11 protein-coding genes and 4 pseudogenes are annotated in these 14,883 nt (G+C 60.6%); 7 read left to right on the forward strand and 8 right to left on the reverse strand.

Annotation, left to right across the window (positions count from 1 at the left end):
• The 4 genes and pseudogenes from Q8O69_RS19860 to Q8O69_RS19875 all read left to right on the forward strand — a co-directional run.
• A pseudogene (locus Q8O69_RS19860) lies at positions 1–527 on the forward strand (isocitrate lyase); the annotation flags it as partial.
• A 269-nt stretch (positions 528–796) separates the two neighbouring features.
• Positions 797–2,797 (forward strand): PhoX family phosphatase, encoded by a 2,001-nt coding sequence (locus Q8O69_RS19865; RefSeq protein WP_305593934.1) that lies wholly within the window; start codon positions 797–799, stop codon positions 2,795–2,797.
• Positions 2,798–2,888: 91 nt separating this feature from the next.
• Positions 2,889–3,377, forward strand: coding sequence for a DUF4442 domain-containing protein (locus Q8O69_RS19870; RefSeq protein ID WP_167144644.1), 489 nt, complete (start codon positions 2,889–2,891; stop codon positions 3,375–3,377).
• 76 nt (positions 3,378–3,453) lie between these two features.
• The gene (locus tag Q8O69_RS19875; RefSeq protein WP_305593937.1) at positions 3,454–4,092 is read left to right on the forward strand and encodes a hypothetical protein; all 639 of its coding nucleotides are present in this window, start codon (positions 3,454–3,456) and stop codon (positions 4,090–4,092) included.
• Positions 4,093–4,128: 36 nt separating this feature from the next.
• On the opposite strand, the gene Q8O69_RS19880 is transcribed toward Q8O69_RS19875, so the two are convergent.
• The 4 genes and pseudogenes from Q8O69_RS19880 to Q8O69_RS19890 form a co-directional block, all read right to left on the reverse strand.
• Positions 4,129–5,523 carry a pectin acetylesterase-family hydrolase gene (locus Q8O69_RS19880; protein ID WP_305593939.1) on the reverse strand — a complete coding sequence of 465 codons (1,395 nt, stop codon included), beginning with the start codon at positions 5,521–5,523 and terminating at the stop codon, positions 4,129–4,131.
• A 417-nt stretch (positions 5,524–5,940) separates the two neighbouring features.
• Positions 5,941–6,762, reverse strand: coding sequence for a methyl-accepting chemotaxis protein (locus Q8O69_RS22280; RefSeq protein WP_371136202.1), 822 nt, complete (start codon positions 6,760–6,762; stop codon positions 5,941–5,943).
• A gap of 84 nt (positions 6,763–6,846) precedes the next feature.
• Positions 6,847–7,623, reverse strand: a pseudogene (locus tag Q8O69_RS22285) (cache domain-containing protein); the annotation flags it as partial.
• 119 nt (positions 7,624–7,742) lie between these two features.
• The gene (locus Q8O69_RS19890; RefSeq protein ID WP_305593943.1) at positions 7,743–9,062 is read right to left on the reverse strand and encodes a Na+/H+ antiporter family protein; all 1,320 of its coding nucleotides are present in this window, start codon (positions 9,060–9,062) and stop codon (positions 7,743–7,745) included.
• Between the two features lie 497 nt (positions 9,063–9,559).
• On the opposite strand from Q8O69_RS19890, the pseudogene Q8O69_RS22290 reads away from it, so the two are divergent.
• From Q8O69_RS22290 to Q8O69_RS19900, 3 genes and pseudogenes are all read left to right on the forward strand, one after another.
• Positions 9,560–10,627: pseudogene (locus Q8O69_RS22290) on the forward strand (HAMP domain-containing protein); the annotation flags it as partial.
• A 345-nt stretch (positions 10,628–10,972) separates the two neighbouring features.
• Positions 10,973–11,485, forward strand: a pseudogene (locus Q8O69_RS22295) (methyl-accepting chemotaxis protein); the annotation flags it as partial.
• A 112-nt stretch (positions 11,486–11,597) separates the two neighbouring features.
• Positions 11,598–12,194 (forward strand): NADPH-dependent FMN reductase, encoded by a 597-nt coding sequence (locus Q8O69_RS19900; protein ID WP_275962945.1) that lies wholly within the window; start codon positions 11,598–11,600, stop codon positions 12,192–12,194.
• Between the two features lie 27 nt (positions 12,195–12,221).
• On the opposite strand, the gene Q8O69_RS19905 is transcribed toward Q8O69_RS19900, so the two are convergent.
• From Q8O69_RS19905 to Q8O69_RS19920, 4 genes are read right to left on the reverse strand one after another with little or no spacing between them, the layout of a single operon-like run.
• Positions 12,222–13,541, reverse strand: coding sequence for a sensor histidine kinase (locus Q8O69_RS19905; RefSeq protein ID WP_305593948.1), 1,320 nt, complete (start codon positions 13,539–13,541; stop codon positions 12,222–12,224).
• Positions 13,538–14,206, reverse strand: a complete 669-nt coding sequence (locus Q8O69_RS19910) for a response regulator transcription factor (protein WP_305593950.1) — start codon at positions 14,204–14,206, stop codon at positions 13,538–13,540. The genes Q8O69_RS19905 and Q8O69_RS19910 overlap by 4 nt, the downstream gene beginning before the upstream one ends.
• Entirely contained in the window at positions 14,207–14,524 is a 318-nt protein-coding gene (locus Q8O69_RS19915; RefSeq protein WP_275962942.1) for a PepSY domain-containing protein, read from the reverse strand.
• The gene (locus tag Q8O69_RS19920) at positions 14,524–14,832 is read right to left on the reverse strand and encodes a PepSY domain-containing protein (protein ID WP_275962941.1); all 309 of its coding nucleotides are present in this window, start codon (positions 14,830–14,832) and stop codon (positions 14,524–14,526) included. Before Q8O69_RS19920 ends, Q8O69_RS19915 begins: the two co-directional genes overlap by 1 nt.
• Between the last annotated feature and the right edge of the window lie 51 nt (positions 14,833–14,883).

The raw sequence follows: 14,883 nt of genomic DNA on the forward strand, positions 1-14,883 counted from the left end.
ACGTCGGCCAGATCGCAGAAATGGTTAACGAAATCCGTAAAACCATCCCGAACGCCAAGCTGGTTTACAACAACAGCCCATCGTTCAACTGGACCCTGAACTTCCGTCAGCAGGTATTCGATGCCTTTGTTGCTGAAGGCAAGGACGTTTCCGCCTACGACCGCACCAAGCTGATGAGCGTCGACTACGACGAAACCGAGCTGGCCCAGGTTGCTGACGAGAAGATCCGTACCTTCCAGCGTGATGGTTCTGCTCAGGCTGGTATCTTCCACCACCTGATCACTCTGCCGACTTACCACACCGCCGCGCTGTCCACCGACAACCTGGCCAAAGGTTACTTCGCAGAGCAAGGCATGCTGGCCTACGTGAAAGGCGTTCAGCGTCAGGAGATCCGTCAAGGTATCGCCTGCGTTAAGCACCAGAACATGTCCGGTTCCGACATCGGCGACGCTCACAAAGAGTACTTCGCTGGTGAAGCGGCCCTGAAAGCCGGCGGCAAAGACAACACCATGAACCAGTTCAGCTAAGAACCGGTTCACTCAACCGAGGCCACGATCAAGGTTGAGGGTGTTAAGAAAATCCCAGCAGAAATGCTGGGATTTTTTTTATGGCCTGCCATCCATGGCGGCCACCCTTCTGGCCGTCGCTGTGCGACGTTAAAAATGGCTCCCGGCCATTTTTTTGCCCGCGATTCGCCCTTCTTCCGGTTTTGTGCGCTTTCGCACAGCCGCTGTCATGTTTACGTCAATTTCATTGGATAGCGTCAGGCACCCGTCGATTAATCCAAGGAGCCTGCATGAGCCACGATAATGACAACTCAGTGCTGTTCGGCAATGGCGATGAACTGCCCAGCAATGCGTCCAACAACCCGCATATCAACCAGCTGATCGACGGCGTCGGCCGTCGACAAGTGCTGGCTGCCGGAGCCGCACTCGGCACCCTGGCGTTTCTCGGCAGTCTTATGCCTGGCGCCGCGGTAGCGGCAGAGCCCGCTGCCAAGGGCCTGGAAAAACTGCGCTTTAAACCGCGCAGCAAACTGCCCTTCACGGCCATTGCGACCAACCGTTTAGACAGCATCAGCGTACCGAGCGGTTACCGCGCCACGACCTTTATCCCCTGGGGCACGCCGATCACCGGCAACTACCCGGCTTACCTGAGCGATGGCAGCAACAGCGCCCAGGATCAGGCCGAGCAACTGGGCATGCACCATGACGGCATGCATTTCTTCCCGATTGACGCGCAGCGCGGCGGCAAGAAAAGCGATCACGGCTTGCTGGTGCTCAACCACGAATACGTCGATGCGCCGCTGCTGCACCCCAATGGCCCGACGCTAGTGGCCGGTAAACGCAGCAGCGCCGAAGAAGTGCGCAAGGAAATCAACGCCCATGGCGTTTCCGTGGTGGAAGTACGCCGTGGCCTGAATGGCGAATGGGCGGTGTTGCCGAGCGCCAGAAACCGCCGGATTACCGGGGCCACGCCCATGCAGATCAGCGGTCCGGCGCGCGGCCATGTGTTGCTGAAAACCCGTTACAGCCCGAAAGGCACGGCCACTCGCGGCACCCTGAACAATTGCTCCCACGGCTTCACCCCGTGGGGCACTTACCTGACCTGCGAAGAAAACTGGGCCGGCTACTTTGCCAGCCGCGATAGCGACCTGCCGCGCGAGCTGAGCCGCTATGGCCTTCGCAGCAGCAGCCGCTACGGCTGGGATCACCTCAAGGGTGATGAGTTCGAACGCTTCGATGCCACGCGCATTACCACCACTGCCAGCGCGGATTATCGCAACGAGCCCAATCACTTTGGCTGGATTGTTGAGATCGACCCGTTCGCGCCAGAGTCCATTCCCGTCAAACGCACGGCCCTTGGTCGCTTCGCCCACGAAGGCCTGGTGTTCGCCCCAGTGAAGTCGGGCCGGCCAGTGGTGTGCTACTCCGGCGACGATTCGCAGAACGAGTACATCTACAAATACGTCAGCCGCGACAAATACCGGCCAGGGCGCAGCAATGGCCGCTTGCTGGACGAAGGCACGCTGTATGTCGCGCGCTTCGATGCCAGCGGCAAGGGTGAATGGCTCGCGCTGGATATCAACGACAAGAAGTTCCAGAAAGCCTGCAAGGCCGCCGGAGTGAGCTTTGCCGACCAGGGTGAGGTGTTGATCAATACCCGTCTGGCGGCAGACGTGGTCGGTGCCACCAAGATGGACCGGCCGGAATGGGGCGCGGTCAATCCGGACAACGGCGAGGTGTACTTCACCCTGACCAACAACAGTGCCCGGACAAGTGCCGATGCCGCCAACCCGCGCCCAGCCAACGCGTTCGGCCATATCATCCGCTGGCGTGAGCTGAGCAAGGACTACGCCGGCCGCCAGTTTGCCTGGAGCCTGTTTATGCTGGCAGGCCCGGAGACCGACAGCATCGGTCCGAATGGCCAACCGTTGACTGCTGATAATCGCCTGGCCAGCCCAGATGGGCTGTGGTTCGACGAGGAAGGCCGGCTGTGGATTCAGACCGACATGAGCGGCAGCCAATTGAGCAGCGGCCCGTTCGGCAACAACCAGATGCTGGTTGCCGAACCGCGTACCGGTGAGCTGAAGCGGTTCCTGGTAGGGCCTGTGGGCGCCGAGGTAACGGGTATTACCGCCACCCCGGACTTCCGCACCCTGTTCGTCAATATCCAGCACCCGGGCGAAGGCTCAACGGCGACCAACCTACTCAGCACCTGGCCGGATGGTTCTGGTCAGCGTCCGCGCTCGGCCACTGTGATCATCACCCGCGAAGACGGCCGTCGGTTGCTCTAATCGACTGGCAATAATGTGACCGGTCAGCCCTGGCCGGTCACATTTCGCTGTGACAGACTCATGCCCTTCCCTCTGCGCAAAGAGCATCAGCATGTCCAGCAACCGCTTGAGCCGCATCGTCGGCAAAATCCAGCAACTGCCCAGCGCCCTGCAAAGCCCGGCGCTGTCGCTGCTATTTGGCTCCCAGGTGAAGTTCGCCGGTACCGCCAAGGTACGCGTGCATACGCTGACCCAGCAGCAGGCGGTGATGAGCATCGCCAACAAGCGCAAGGTGCAGAACCACATCAAAGGCGTGCATGCCGCCGCCATGGCGCTGCTGGCTGAATCCGCTACGGGTTTTTTGGTCGGCATGAACGTGCCGGATGACAAATTGCCGCTAATCAAAAGTCTCAAGGTCGACTACCTCAAGCGCGCCACCGGCAGTCTGCGCGCCGTGGCCAGCCTGACACCCGAGCAGATTCAAGCCATTCACACCCAGGAAAAAGGCGAAGTACTGGTTGCCGTGACCGTGACCGATGAAGCCGGTATCCAGCCGATCCAGTGTGAAATGCTTTGGGCCTGGGTCAGTAAGAAGCGCTGAATGCCTCGGCTAGGTTTTTCAACACCCTGCTAAGCTGAAAACGCCGCACGGTGCGGCGTCATTCAGGAGATAGCCGGTGCAGGGAAAACCTCTTCTATTCGGTGGTGGGCTGGTGTTGATTGCGGTGCTCGGCACGCTGTATTGGCGCCTACAGAGCGAGCCGCAAGTAGTAGCGCTGGCCAGTCAGGCCGACAACCCCACAAGCGTGCTCTCGGGCGTTAGCCCGGCAACGCAGATGCCCACTGAGGCGCAGCTAGAGGAGCTGCTGCAAAACCCCGCCGTCAAAAACCAGGAGCAGCGCCTGGCGTTCCATCAGGCCTACCGCAGCTTTGTCAGCGGCGCCGCCGAGCTGTCACCCGCGCAACGTGAAAGCCAGGCGCAGGCCTTGCGTGAGCAGATCGAGACTTACGAGCAGCGCAGTGAACTGGCCATGAGCGAGTCGCTGTTACTGCAACTGGGCCTGATTCAGCTCACCACTGGCGATGAACAAGCGCAGAAAGATCAGGCCGCCGCATTGGTCGCCCGCTACAAAGCGATTAGCGCCGAGCGCGAAGCCAAGGCCGCGACGCCCAGCGCCGAGTTTCGTCGTTACAAGACTGATGAGAAACGCATCGTTGAGGAAGTCCTGAGCATGGACAGCTTTCCCGATGGTTTGAGCCGCGATGAGTACCTGCGTCAACGCCTGCAGCAGGCGCGTGAACAGCACTACCAATAACCCGACCTGAGCAGGCTGCTCAGGCCGGGGCTGGCGTTACAGTAATTGGTCGAGCGCGTAGTACAGCAGGTTGAAGGGTTTGTTGCGGTCGGCGGTGTCGCTCTGCTCGGAGGCATCGAGTACCGGGCCGCTGCCGTTCATCACGTTATTGACGAAGTCATCCAGCTGCAGGTTCTGCTCCTGAATATCCGCGTTGGCAAACTCGATGATGCTGGTGCAGTGGCTTTCATTGACCGCGCGGTACTGCGGGAAGTAACCGCCGACATTCGGCAGGTTGGCCAGCTCGTTACGCAGCCTGCCGGTATCCACATCCCATTTGGCGTGAATCAGCGCCTCCTTGGCGGCCTGGTTCGGTGCATTGATGATCTCCGGATAGAAGCGCTCGTAGGAATAGGACGAGTAATTCAGGTCCTTCCAGAAGTGCGTATGGCCCATGCGATCAGCGCTCAGGTTGCTCGACAACGCCGGATAAATGCTGCCCAGGTTGTTCAGGTTAAGCCCCGGTAAACGCGACTGCAGGTACGGCAAAGGCCCGGCATCCAGCCCCCAGGCACTGCGAATCAAGCCTTGCAGCGGCAAGGATGGATAAGCGCTATTACCACCACCGCTGATGGCCGAAAACACCGGGCCGGAATCATTGATCAGGAAGCTGCGCGTCGGCGCAATATCCTGCCGGGTCGGTGCGTAGTTGGTCAGGCTGCCGGCACCGCCAGCGCTGCAGCCGGTGGTCAGCATCTGCGTGGGACGTGGCAGGTTGTCTTTCAGCCAACCCACCACCGCACGCATATTGCGCAGGCCGTTGTGGTGCCAGATCAGCGGCGCCTGCTGGCTTTGCGGGTCTTGATAGACCGCGACCTTGTCGCCGGAGTAGATGTCGCCGGTGCAATACGGCACATAGACCATGTTCCAGTTCTGGGTTTTTACCCGCGTCCAGGGATGCAGGCGCACCACGAAGGGGCTGACCAGACTGGCACCCGGATTGAGCAGGCTCATGTAGTCATTGGGAATGCCGTTGGGGTTGCGTGCGCCGCGAATGCCGCTTTGGCCGGTGCAACTGGCGTAGTCCCAGCAGGCACCGCCGCCCTCCAGGTAGATGATGGTATTACGGGTATTGGGTACACGATTGACGAAGAACTTGTACGGCGAGCCGTTGCCGCACACGGCGCCGGTTTGCGGGGCCATCTGCACCGTTTGCCAGGCGTAGTAATTGGCCGGTTTGAAGCCGCTGTTGAAGCCGCTCGGGTTGGCCAGCAGCGGGTACGGGCCGAGGCGTTGCGCCGGGGTGACCTTGTTATCCGCCGCCGGTGCCACTACCAGGTTGCTCAGGGTTTGCCAGAAGTTGTAATCGCCCTCCTCGGCCTGTGCTGGCATGGCCAGGGCCGAAACTATCAGCGGCGCGGCACAGCGCCGAAGTGCTATCGCTACAGACATGGTGAGTCCCTCATCTTGTTGTTATCGATGGGTCCACATACCCGAGCCGTTGTACGAATCCCCTCCAGCTGTCACCCGAAATCAGTCCATCACCCACTGGAGACTGCTCATACACCGCGCCGAAGCAGCAGTAACTGCGCGCACCCAAACGTGTCGCCGCTGCTCGACATTCAAGCCAGCCTGGCGATTCGTGCACGTTAGTCCAAGAAACTCCCACTAACCACAGGGCTACATACTTATTGGATATAGCGCGGTGGGTTTTAAGCTGTTGCGGTTATCTGTCGCCGCGCTATTTCCGTAGGAGCGGGCCATGCCCGCGAAACGATTATCGCGGGCATGGCCCGCTCCTACGGACTAATGCTCAGAACAATAAAAAAGGGAAGCATGGCTTCCCTTTCAATGTGGCTGCGTCAGGTGCTAGATGCGGAACTGGCGCACCAGTGAGCCCAGCCGCTCACCCAGCCCGGCCAGGTTGCGCGCGGTCTGTGCGCCCTGCTGGGTTTCGTCGGCCACGCTGTCCACCGCCACGGCAATCTTGTGCACGCTGCGGTTGATCTCTTCGGCCACTGCGGTCTGCTCTTCGGCGGCGCTGGCGATCTGCGCGTTCATCGCGTTGATGGTGCCGATCAGTTGCGCAATGGCATCCAGCGATGTGCCGGCGCGGTTGGCCTGTTCGCTGGTGACATCGCCGGCATCACTGGAGCGGCGCATCGCCGTCACCGCATCCTGGGTGCCCTTTTGCAGGCGGTCGATCATGCCCTGAATTTCCTGGGTGCTTTGCTGCGTACGGCTCGCTAGCGCCCGCACCTCATCGGCGACCACGGCAAAACCGCGCCCCGCTTCACCGGCTCGCGCTGCCTCGATGGCGGCGTTGAGCGCGAGCAGGTTGGTCTGTTCGGCGATGGAGCGGATCACATCGAGCACGCTGACAATCGACGACACGTCTTTCTGCAGGGTGTCGAGGGACACGCCGCTGTCGCGGATGTCCTGCACCAGGGTGTGAATGCGCTCGATGCTGCCATCGACCACCTTTTTCGCGGCCTGGCCTTCGGTGTCAGTCTTCTGCGCTGCCTCGGCTGCGCCCTGGGCGCTTTGCGCGACTTCATGGGCCGCAGCGGACATTTCATTGATGGCAGTCGCCACCTGATCGGTCTCATGGCGCTGACGCTCCATGGCCTCTTCCGAACGCTGCGCCTGCGCCGATACCTGGCCGACCAGTTCGGTCAGCTGGCCGGTCATGTCGACGATCTGCCGCACCAGGCCGTGGATCTTCTCAACAAAGCGGTTGAACGAACCCGCCAGCTGGCCAAGCTCATCATCACCATTAATCGGCAGGCGGCGCGTCAGGTCGCCTTCACCGGCGGCGATGTCATCGAGGTTGTCCTTGATCTGCTGCAGCGGGCGCAGGAAGGTATTGCTCAGCACCACACCGACAATGCCGAAGACCACCAGCAGCACGGCGGCAATCACCATGATGCTGGTAATGATGGTGCTGATGCGCTCGTCGATTTCAACTTGCACCTGGGCGATCTGCGCTTCAACGCCGTCCAGGTTGATCGCAGTGCCCAGGGCCATGTCCCATTTCGGCAGGTAGTAGCTGTAAGCCATTTTCGGCACCAGCACCGAATCATCGGTCGGCAGTGGCGAGCTGTAATTGACGTAGTAGCTGTTGTTCTTGGCGACATTCACCAGTTCACGGTTGATGTACACGCCATTCGGGTCGCGACGATCCGCCAGGCTCTTGCCGACATCCACCGGGCTGTCGCCACGGAACAGGCGCACCACATTGGAGTCATGGCCGAAGAAGTAACCGTCCTTGCCGAACTTGATCTTCGACAGGATCGCCACGGCCTGCTCACGGCTGGCCATATCACCTTGCGCGGCGCCGTCATACAGGGTTTGTACCGAACCCAGAGCGATCTGCACGTAGTGCTGCAGTTCGCTGCGGCTTTCCTGCAGCAGGCGCTCGCGAGTTTCTTCAACCTCTTGGGCCGCCAGGTTTTGTAACACCTTGGCGGCGGCACCACTGAGTACCAGGGCAAACAGCACCACCGGTATCAGTGCCAACAGCACTACTTTTGATTTCAAGGTAAGGCGCATCGGGCAGATCCTTGCTTGGCAGTAGAGCGAAATAAAAACGGGGCTACCGCTTTATCGGTAGCCCCGCTGAAAGGTTGAGTCGTCTGGCGCTATCGCGCGGCAAACGAGCAATGCCCCGGTCAGATCACCATAGCTGCTGCCCAACCGAATACCAGCAACGGCAGGTTGTAGTGCAGGAAGGTCGGCACCACGCTGTCCCAGATATGGTTGTGCTGGCCATCGACGTTCAACCCGGCGGTTGGCCCGAGGGTCGAATCTGAAGCTGGCGAGCCGGCATCACCCAGCGCGCCGGCAGTGCCGACGATGCACAGAATGGCCAGCGGGCTGAAGCCCAGCTGCAGGCCCAACGGCACGAAGATCGCCGCAATAATCGGCACGGTGGAGAACGACGAACCGATGCCCATGGTGACCAGCAGGCCGACCAGCAGCATCAGCAACGCCCCCAGCGCCTTGTCATGACCGATCAGCTCGGCGGAGCTGTCGACCAGGCTTTTTACGTCGCCGGTGGCCTTCATCACCTCAGCAAAACCGGCGGCGGCGATCATGATAAAGCCGATCATCGCCATCATCTTCATGCCTTCGGTGAACAGGCCATCGGCCTCTTTCCAGCGCACTACGCCAGACACCGAGAAAATGATAAAGCCGACCAGGGCGCCGATAATCATCGAATCCAGCCACAGCTGCACGACAAATGCCGCGACAATCGCCACGCCCGCCACCAGCAGGCTCAGCGGGTTGTAGGCAACATCCACGCGCTCGGCCTGTTCGATCTTGCTCAGGTCATACACGCGCTTTTTGCGGTAGCTGAACAGCACCGCCACCAGCAAGCCGAACAGCATGCCCAGTGCCGGAATGGCCATGGCCTTGGTCACGTCCAGGTTGCTGGTATCAACGCCGCCGCTGGCAACATTGGCCAGCAGAATGTCATTGAGGAAGATCCCGCCAAAGCCCACCGGCAGAAACATATAGGGGGTAATCAGGCCGAAGGTCAGCACACAGGCAATCAGGCGGCGGTCGAGCTGCAGCTTGCTCAATACATACAGCAGCGGCGGCACCAGCAGCGGGATAAAGGCGATATGAATCGGCAGGATGTTCTGCGAGGAAATCGCCACCGCCAACAGCAGCGCAATCAGCAGCCACTTGAGCAGGCCGGCGCCTTTGGCGTCCTGCTTGCCGACCATGGCCAGGGCTTTGTCCGCCAAGGCGTGGGCCAGGCCGGATTTGGCAATCGCCACGGCAAAGGCACCGAGCAAGGCATAGGACAACGCCACTGTCGCCCCACCGCCCAGACCTTTGTTGAAGGCAGCCAGCGAGCCTTCAATACCCAGGCCACCGAGCAGACCACCGGCCAAGGCACCGACAATCAGGGCTACCACCACGTGCACACGGCACAAGCTGAGAATCAGCATGATCCCCACTGCCGCAACGACTGCGTTCATCGATTTACTCCCGCAATTTAAGTAGGTCCGCGAAGGTTTCGACCTTCTCTGGATGCTGCGCCGGCTCGGCGAAGGGCGCGTACTCTGCACAATGCTGACTGACCTGTCAAAACACCCGTAAATTATTCTGTACAAGGTGTTGCTAATTTCGATTACCCTGCCATTTCCATGCTGCCGCTGGCCTGCAATTTGCTCTGCTTTACTTAACCTGAAACTTAAAGAAAAGCCCCTAAGCGCCGATAGGCGCTCTAAGCCTCTGCCATCAAAAGGTCCTGAAAATGCTGTTCAGCCGACTTTCCATCCAGTTGAAGATCACCCTGCTGGCCGGCCTGTGCTTGCTGGCCATTGTTGCCGTATTGGTTTCGGCCTCGGTCATTCAGGCCTCGCGCAGCGCCAGCCTGGTCAAGCAGGCCAGCTCGGCCATGCTGCAGGAATCTGCACAGCTGCGGATGTCGGCGCGCGGTGAGTCTCAGGCCCTGCAGATGCAGCGCTACTTTATGGACGCCTACCAATATGGACGTGGTGCCGCCACCCAGGTGCTGTTTATCCGTGAGCAGGCGGAAAAGCGCTTTCTTGATGCCTTTGACCTGCGCGAAGACCTGACACGCCAGGTACGCAGCGCACTGGAAGCCAACCGCAGCCTGCTGGGCATCTATGTGACATTCGAGCCCAACGCCCTGGATGGCAAGGACGAGCTGTTTGCCGATCAGGCCAACCTCGGCAGCAATGACAAGGGCCGCTACTCGATCTACTGGGCGCAGGGCGCCGACGGCGAGCTCAGCTCCGAATCCATGACTGAAGAGACTCTCAACGACACCACGCCAGGTCTCAGCGGTGCGCCTTATAACGCCTGGTACAGCTGCCCACTGCAGCAAAAAAAGGTCTGCCTGCTCGACCCGTATATCGATGAGGCTGACGGGGTGAAAGTCCTGATGACCAGCATCGCCTTCCCACTGGAACAAGACGGCAAGGTGATCGGCGTACTCGGCGTGGATATCAGCCTGGCCAGCCTGCAAGAACTCAGCACCAGCGCGCACCAGGGCCTGTTCGATGGCGCCGGACATGTCAGCATCATCAGCCCCGCGGGCTTGCTGGCCGGCCATAGCCGCGACAGCAGCCTGCTGGGCGGCAAACTGGAAAAAGCCTTCACAGACCAACACCGCGAAATCCTCAATTTGGTGGCTAGCAACCGCCCGGAGGTTCTGCACCACGAGGGCGCACTGCAGGTGCTGCAACCGTTGTTGCCGATTCCCGAATCGCAACCTTGGGGCGTATTGATGGAGGTGCCCGAGAAAGTCCTGCTGGAGCCGGCCACCCGCCTGGAAGCCGAGATGGATGAAATGGGCACCCGCAGCACGGCGGTGTCCTTGGGCCTCGGCCTGGCTGCCGGAGTGGTGGGTATTCTGTTGATCTGGCTGACGGCGCTGGGCGTGACCCGGCCGATTCTCGGGGTCGCGGCGATGCTGAAGAATATCGCCAGCGGTGAAGGCGACCTGACTCGCCGCCTGGAATACGCCAAGCAGGATGAACTGGGCGAGTTGGCCAGCTGGTTCAACCGCTTCCTCGACAAGCTGCAGCCGATCATCGCTGACGTTAAACGCAGTGTGCAGGACGCCCGCAGCACCGCCGACCAGTCTGCGCTGATCGCCAGTCAGACCAGTGATGGCATGCAGCAGCAGTTCCGTGAAGTCGACCAGGTGGCCACCGCGTTTCAGGAAATGAGCGCCACGGCGCAGGATGTGGCGCACAACGCCGCGCAAGCCGCAGAAGCGGCGCGTACCGCCGACCAGGCCAGCCGCGAAGGCATGAGCGTGATCGGCAAAACCACCTCGACCATCGAACTGTTGGCCAACGAAATGAACGTGGCCATGCAGGAAGTCGAAGGCCTGGCCAACAGCAGCGAGAAGATCGGCTCGGTACTCGAAGTGATCCGCTCGATTGCCGAACAGACCAACCTATTGGCCCTCAACGCGGCGATTGAAGCCGCCCGCGCCGGGGAAGCCGGCCGTGGTTTTGCCGTGGTGGCTGATGAAGTGCGCAACCTGGCCAAACGCACCCAGGACTCGGTGGAGGAAATCCGCCAGGTGATCGAAGGCCTGCAAAGCGGCACCAAGGAGGTGGTCAGCACCATGCACAGCAGCCATCGCCAGGCCCAGGGCAGCGTCGATCAGGTGGAACAGGCGGTGGCCGTGCTGCAACGCATCAGCCAAGCGGTCAGCGTGATTACCGATATGAACCTGCAGATCGCCAGCGCCGCCGAAGAACAAAGCTCGGTGGCCGAGGAGATCAACCGCAATGTGGCCTCGATCCGTGATGTCACCGAGTCGATTTCCGCCCAGGCCGATGAGTCGGCGAAAATCAGCCAGGGTCTGAATAAACTGGCCAATCACCAGCAGAGTCTGATGGACCAGTTCCGCGTTTAGTCGACATGGCACCATCGGACCGCCACTCTGGCGGCTGCTTCCTTGTGACGCAGGCTAGCAATCGTTAGCCTGCGTTTTTCATTTACGACGCATAAATTAATAGAGGTGCACGATGCTTAATATCGCCCTGGTGGCCGGTTCCAGCCGCAGCAACAGCCAATCGGGCAAGGTCGCCCGCTTCTTGCGTCAGCGCCTGATTCAGTTGGGCCACACCGATGCGGCGCAGAGCAACGTGATTGACCTGGGCCTCGCCCCGCTGCCGCTATGGCCCGCCGACGACACCGGCCCCTGGGGGCTGTACAGCAAACAACTGGCGGCCGCCGATGCGGTGGTGATCATCTCTCCGGAGTGGAATGGCATGGCCTGCCCGGCGATCAAGAACTTCTTTATCTACGCCAGCAAGGCCGAGTTGGCGCACAAGCCAGGGCTGCTGGTGGGCGTATCCTCGGGCGTCGGCGGGGCTTACCCGATCAGCGAACTGCGCGCCTCCAGCTACAAGAACTGCCGCCTCTGCTACCTGCCTGAGCATCTGATCGTGCGCAGCGTCGAGAAGGTGCTGAATACCCCAGAGCCGAGCAGCGAAGACGATCAGCGCCTGCATGCGCGTATCGATTACGAGCTGGATATTCTGGCCAAGTACGCACACGCCCTACTTCCGGTACGCGCCAGTATCGATATGAGCAACCCGGCATTTGCTAACGGCATGTGAGTACAAGGTGAAGCGTACCCGATGAACTCAGATGCGCTTCACCGGCAGGCTGACCGTTACGCGCAAACCGCCCAGCGGGCTATCCGTCAACTGCAATTGCCCGGCCCAGGCATCGACGATATCGCGCACTATGCCCAGGCCCAGGCCATGCCCAGCCACCTGCTCATCCAGACGGCTGCCACGGCTGAGCACGTCCTCGCGCTGCGCGGCGTCGATGCCCGGTCCGTCATCATCAATCAGCAATTGGTAATCCTCGCCCACCTTGCGGATCTGCAGCTGCACCTGGCTGTCGGCCCATTTGCAGGCGTTGTCCAGCAGGTTGCCGAGCAGTTCCAGCAGGTCTTCACGGTCCCAGGGCAAACGCAAGCCAGGCTCGGCCTGCCAGTCCAGTTGCAGGTGGTTGCCATGGATCATCGTCAGGGTCGAGAACAGTTCCGGCAGCTCATTGGCACAGTCAAAATGCGCACCCGGCAAGGCCTCGCCGGCTAAGCGGGCGCGGCCCAGTTCGCGGGCGATACGCTGTTCGATCTGTTGCAGCTGGCCATTCAGGCTCTCGCGCAATTGCGGCAATTGCTTGAGTTCTTCCCGGGTGGCCAGGCTGACCAGTACCGCCAACGGTGTTTTTAGCGCATGGCCGAGGTTGCCCAGGGCATTGCGCGAGCGCTTGAGGGTGTCTTCGGTATGTGTCAGCAGGTGGTTGATCTGCGCCACCAACGGTTCCAGCTCCAGCGGCACCTGCTGGTCCAGCTGACTACGCTGGCCTTGCTGCAGTTGCATAAGCTGCCGGCGGGTCTGCTCCAGCGGGCGCAACGCCCGGCTGACGATCAGCCGCTGCAGCAGCAGAATCAGCACCAAGGCGCTAACCCCAAGGCCCAGAACAATCTTTTGAACCTGGCTGAAGCTGTTGAGGATCGGTGTGTAGTCGCGCGCCACGTGAATCACGATGGGCTGGCCAAAGCGCTGATAGTCGGCGCGGTACACCAGCCATTGTTGGCCTTGCGGCCCATCACCCAGCGCATCTTGCAAGCCAGCCGTTTCATTCAGGTGCAGGTCACGGTCCCAGAGTGAGCGCGAACGCCAGCTCTGATCCTCCAGATCGATACGAAAATACAAGCCGGAGTAAGGCCGTTTGAATGCTGCGCTGAGGCGGCGCTCATCCAGTTGCAGGCCATTGGGGCCACGCACAATCGCGCCGAGCAGGGTCTGGGTTTCATCCTGCAGGGTTGTCTGCAGGTAACTGCGCAGGCTGCGGTCGAACAGCCAGAGGCTGCTTTGCGCCAGCAGCAGACCAACAATCAGCAAGACACTGATCAGGCCCAGGCTCAAACGCCGCTGAATCGACCTCAAGCAGCATCTCCGCTAAAGCGATAACCCTGGCCGCGCCGGGTTTCGATGATCTCGCGGCCCAGCTTGCGGCGCAGGTGGTTGACATGCACCTCGATAACATTCGAGTCGCGTTCGCTCTCGCCGTCATACAGGTGCTCAGCCAGGTGGCTCTTCGACAGCAGCTGCCCGGCATGCAGCATGAAATAGCGCAGCAGGCGGAACTCGGCGGCGGTCAGCTGCACCTCTTCGCCATTGCGCTGCACCGATTGCCGACTTTCATCCAGCTGCAAGCCCGCCGCTTCCAGTTGTGGCTGGTTGGCCAAACCACGGGCGCGGCGCAGCAGTGACTGAATGCGCAGTTGCAGTTCTTCCGGGTGAAAGGGTTTGCTCAAGTAATCATCGGCCCCAGCCTTGAGTCCTTCAATACGCTCAGCCCAGGAACCGCGCGCCGTGAGGATCAAAACCGGCGTACTAAGGCCACCCGCCCGCCATTCCTGCAACACCTCAAGCCCCGGCTTGCCAGGCAAACCGAGGTCAAGAATGATCAGATCATAAGGTTCGGTCGCGCCCTGATAGGCGGCATCACGGCCATCGGCCAACCAGTCAACCGCATAGCCCTGGCGGGTCAAGCTGGCCAGCAGCTCATCGGCCAGGGGTACATGGTCTTCAACCAGCAACAGGCGCATTCAGTCGTCCACCTCGTCCTTGAGCACTTCGCCGGTGCCGGCATGCAATTCCAGTTCGCGCACAACGCCTTGCTCAGTCACCAGTTCGACTTCGTAGACCAACACGCCGTCCTCTTCTTCCAGCTCGACTTCCAGCAAAACCGCACCGGGATGACGCTGCAAGGCAATCTGCAGCAACTGCTCAAGGGGCATGATCAGCCCCTCGCGGCGCAGGCGTAATGCTTCATCCTGATCCAGGTCACGCGCGCTGCTGCTGAACGTCAGCGTCAGCAGCAGGCAGGCCAGGAGTGCGCGGGCAAGCCAAGCAGTGTTGTTCATCAATCGTCTCGTTGGTTCTTCAGCACTTGGGCGTTAGTGGCATCCAGTTCGACGTCCCACTGCACGCCCTGGGCGTCACGCACTTCAACCTGGTAGATGTAGCGGCCGTACTCTTCTTCCAGCTCGGTGTCTTCAGTCACGCCGCCTGGGTGCAACGCCAGCGCTGCAGCGTTGAGTTTTTCGAAGGACTGGATGGTGCCGGCGTCACGCAGTTTCAGCGCTTCATCCGGGCCCAGGTCACGGGCTTGGGCCAAACCGGCAGTCAGGGTCAGGGCAGCAGCGGCAAATACGGCAGTCAGGGTTTTCATGTTCAAGTTCCTTATGGAGTTGGCTTTCGACGGAGTCCAAGTTACTGCACA

Origin of the sequence: Pseudomonas sp. (genome assembly GCF_030690725.1) — a bacterium.
GTDB lineage: Bacteria > Pseudomonadota > Gammaproteobacteria > Pseudomonadales > Pseudomonadaceae > Aquipseudomonas.

What these genes read in the sequence shown, in the direction of transcription:
- Q8O69_RS19915 (WP_275962942.1), bottom strand. Translation starts at nt 14,524, where the DNA reads ATGAACAACACTGCTTGGCTTGCCCGCGCACTCCTGGCCTGCCTGCTG.
- Q8O69_RS19920 (WP_275962941.1), bottom strand. Translation starts at nt 14,832, where the DNA reads ATGAAAACCCTGACTGCCGTATTTGCCGCTGCTGCCCTGACCCTGACT.
- Q8O69_RS19900 (WP_275962945.1), top strand. Translation starts at nt 11,598, where the DNA reads ATGCTTAATATCGCCCTGGTGGCCGGTTCCAGCCGCAGCAACAGCCAA.
- Q8O69_RS19870 (WP_167144644.1), top strand. Translation starts at nt 2,889, where the DNA reads ATGTCCAGCAACCGCTTGAGCCGCATCGTCGGCAAAATCCAGCAACTG.
- Q8O69_RS19910 (WP_305593950.1), bottom strand. Translation starts at nt 14,206, where the DNA reads ATGCGCCTGTTGCTGGTTGAAGACCATGTACCCCTGGCCGATGAGCTG.
- Q8O69_RS19890 (WP_305593943.1), bottom strand. Translation starts at nt 9,062, where the DNA reads ATGAACGCAGTCGTTGCGGCAGTGGGGATCATGCTGATTCTCAGCTTG.
- Q8O69_RS19880 (WP_305593939.1), bottom strand. Translation starts at nt 5,523, where the DNA reads ATGTCTGTAGCGATAGCACTTCGGCGCTGTGCCGCGCCGCTGATAGTT.
- Q8O69_RS19865 (WP_305593934.1), top strand. Translation starts at nt 797, where the DNA reads ATGAGCCACGATAATGACAACTCAGTGCTGTTCGGCAATGGCGATGAA.
- Q8O69_RS22280 (WP_371136202.1), bottom strand. Translation starts at nt 6,762, where the DNA reads ATGACCGGCCAGCTGACCGAACTGGTCGGCCAGGTATCGGCGCAGGCG.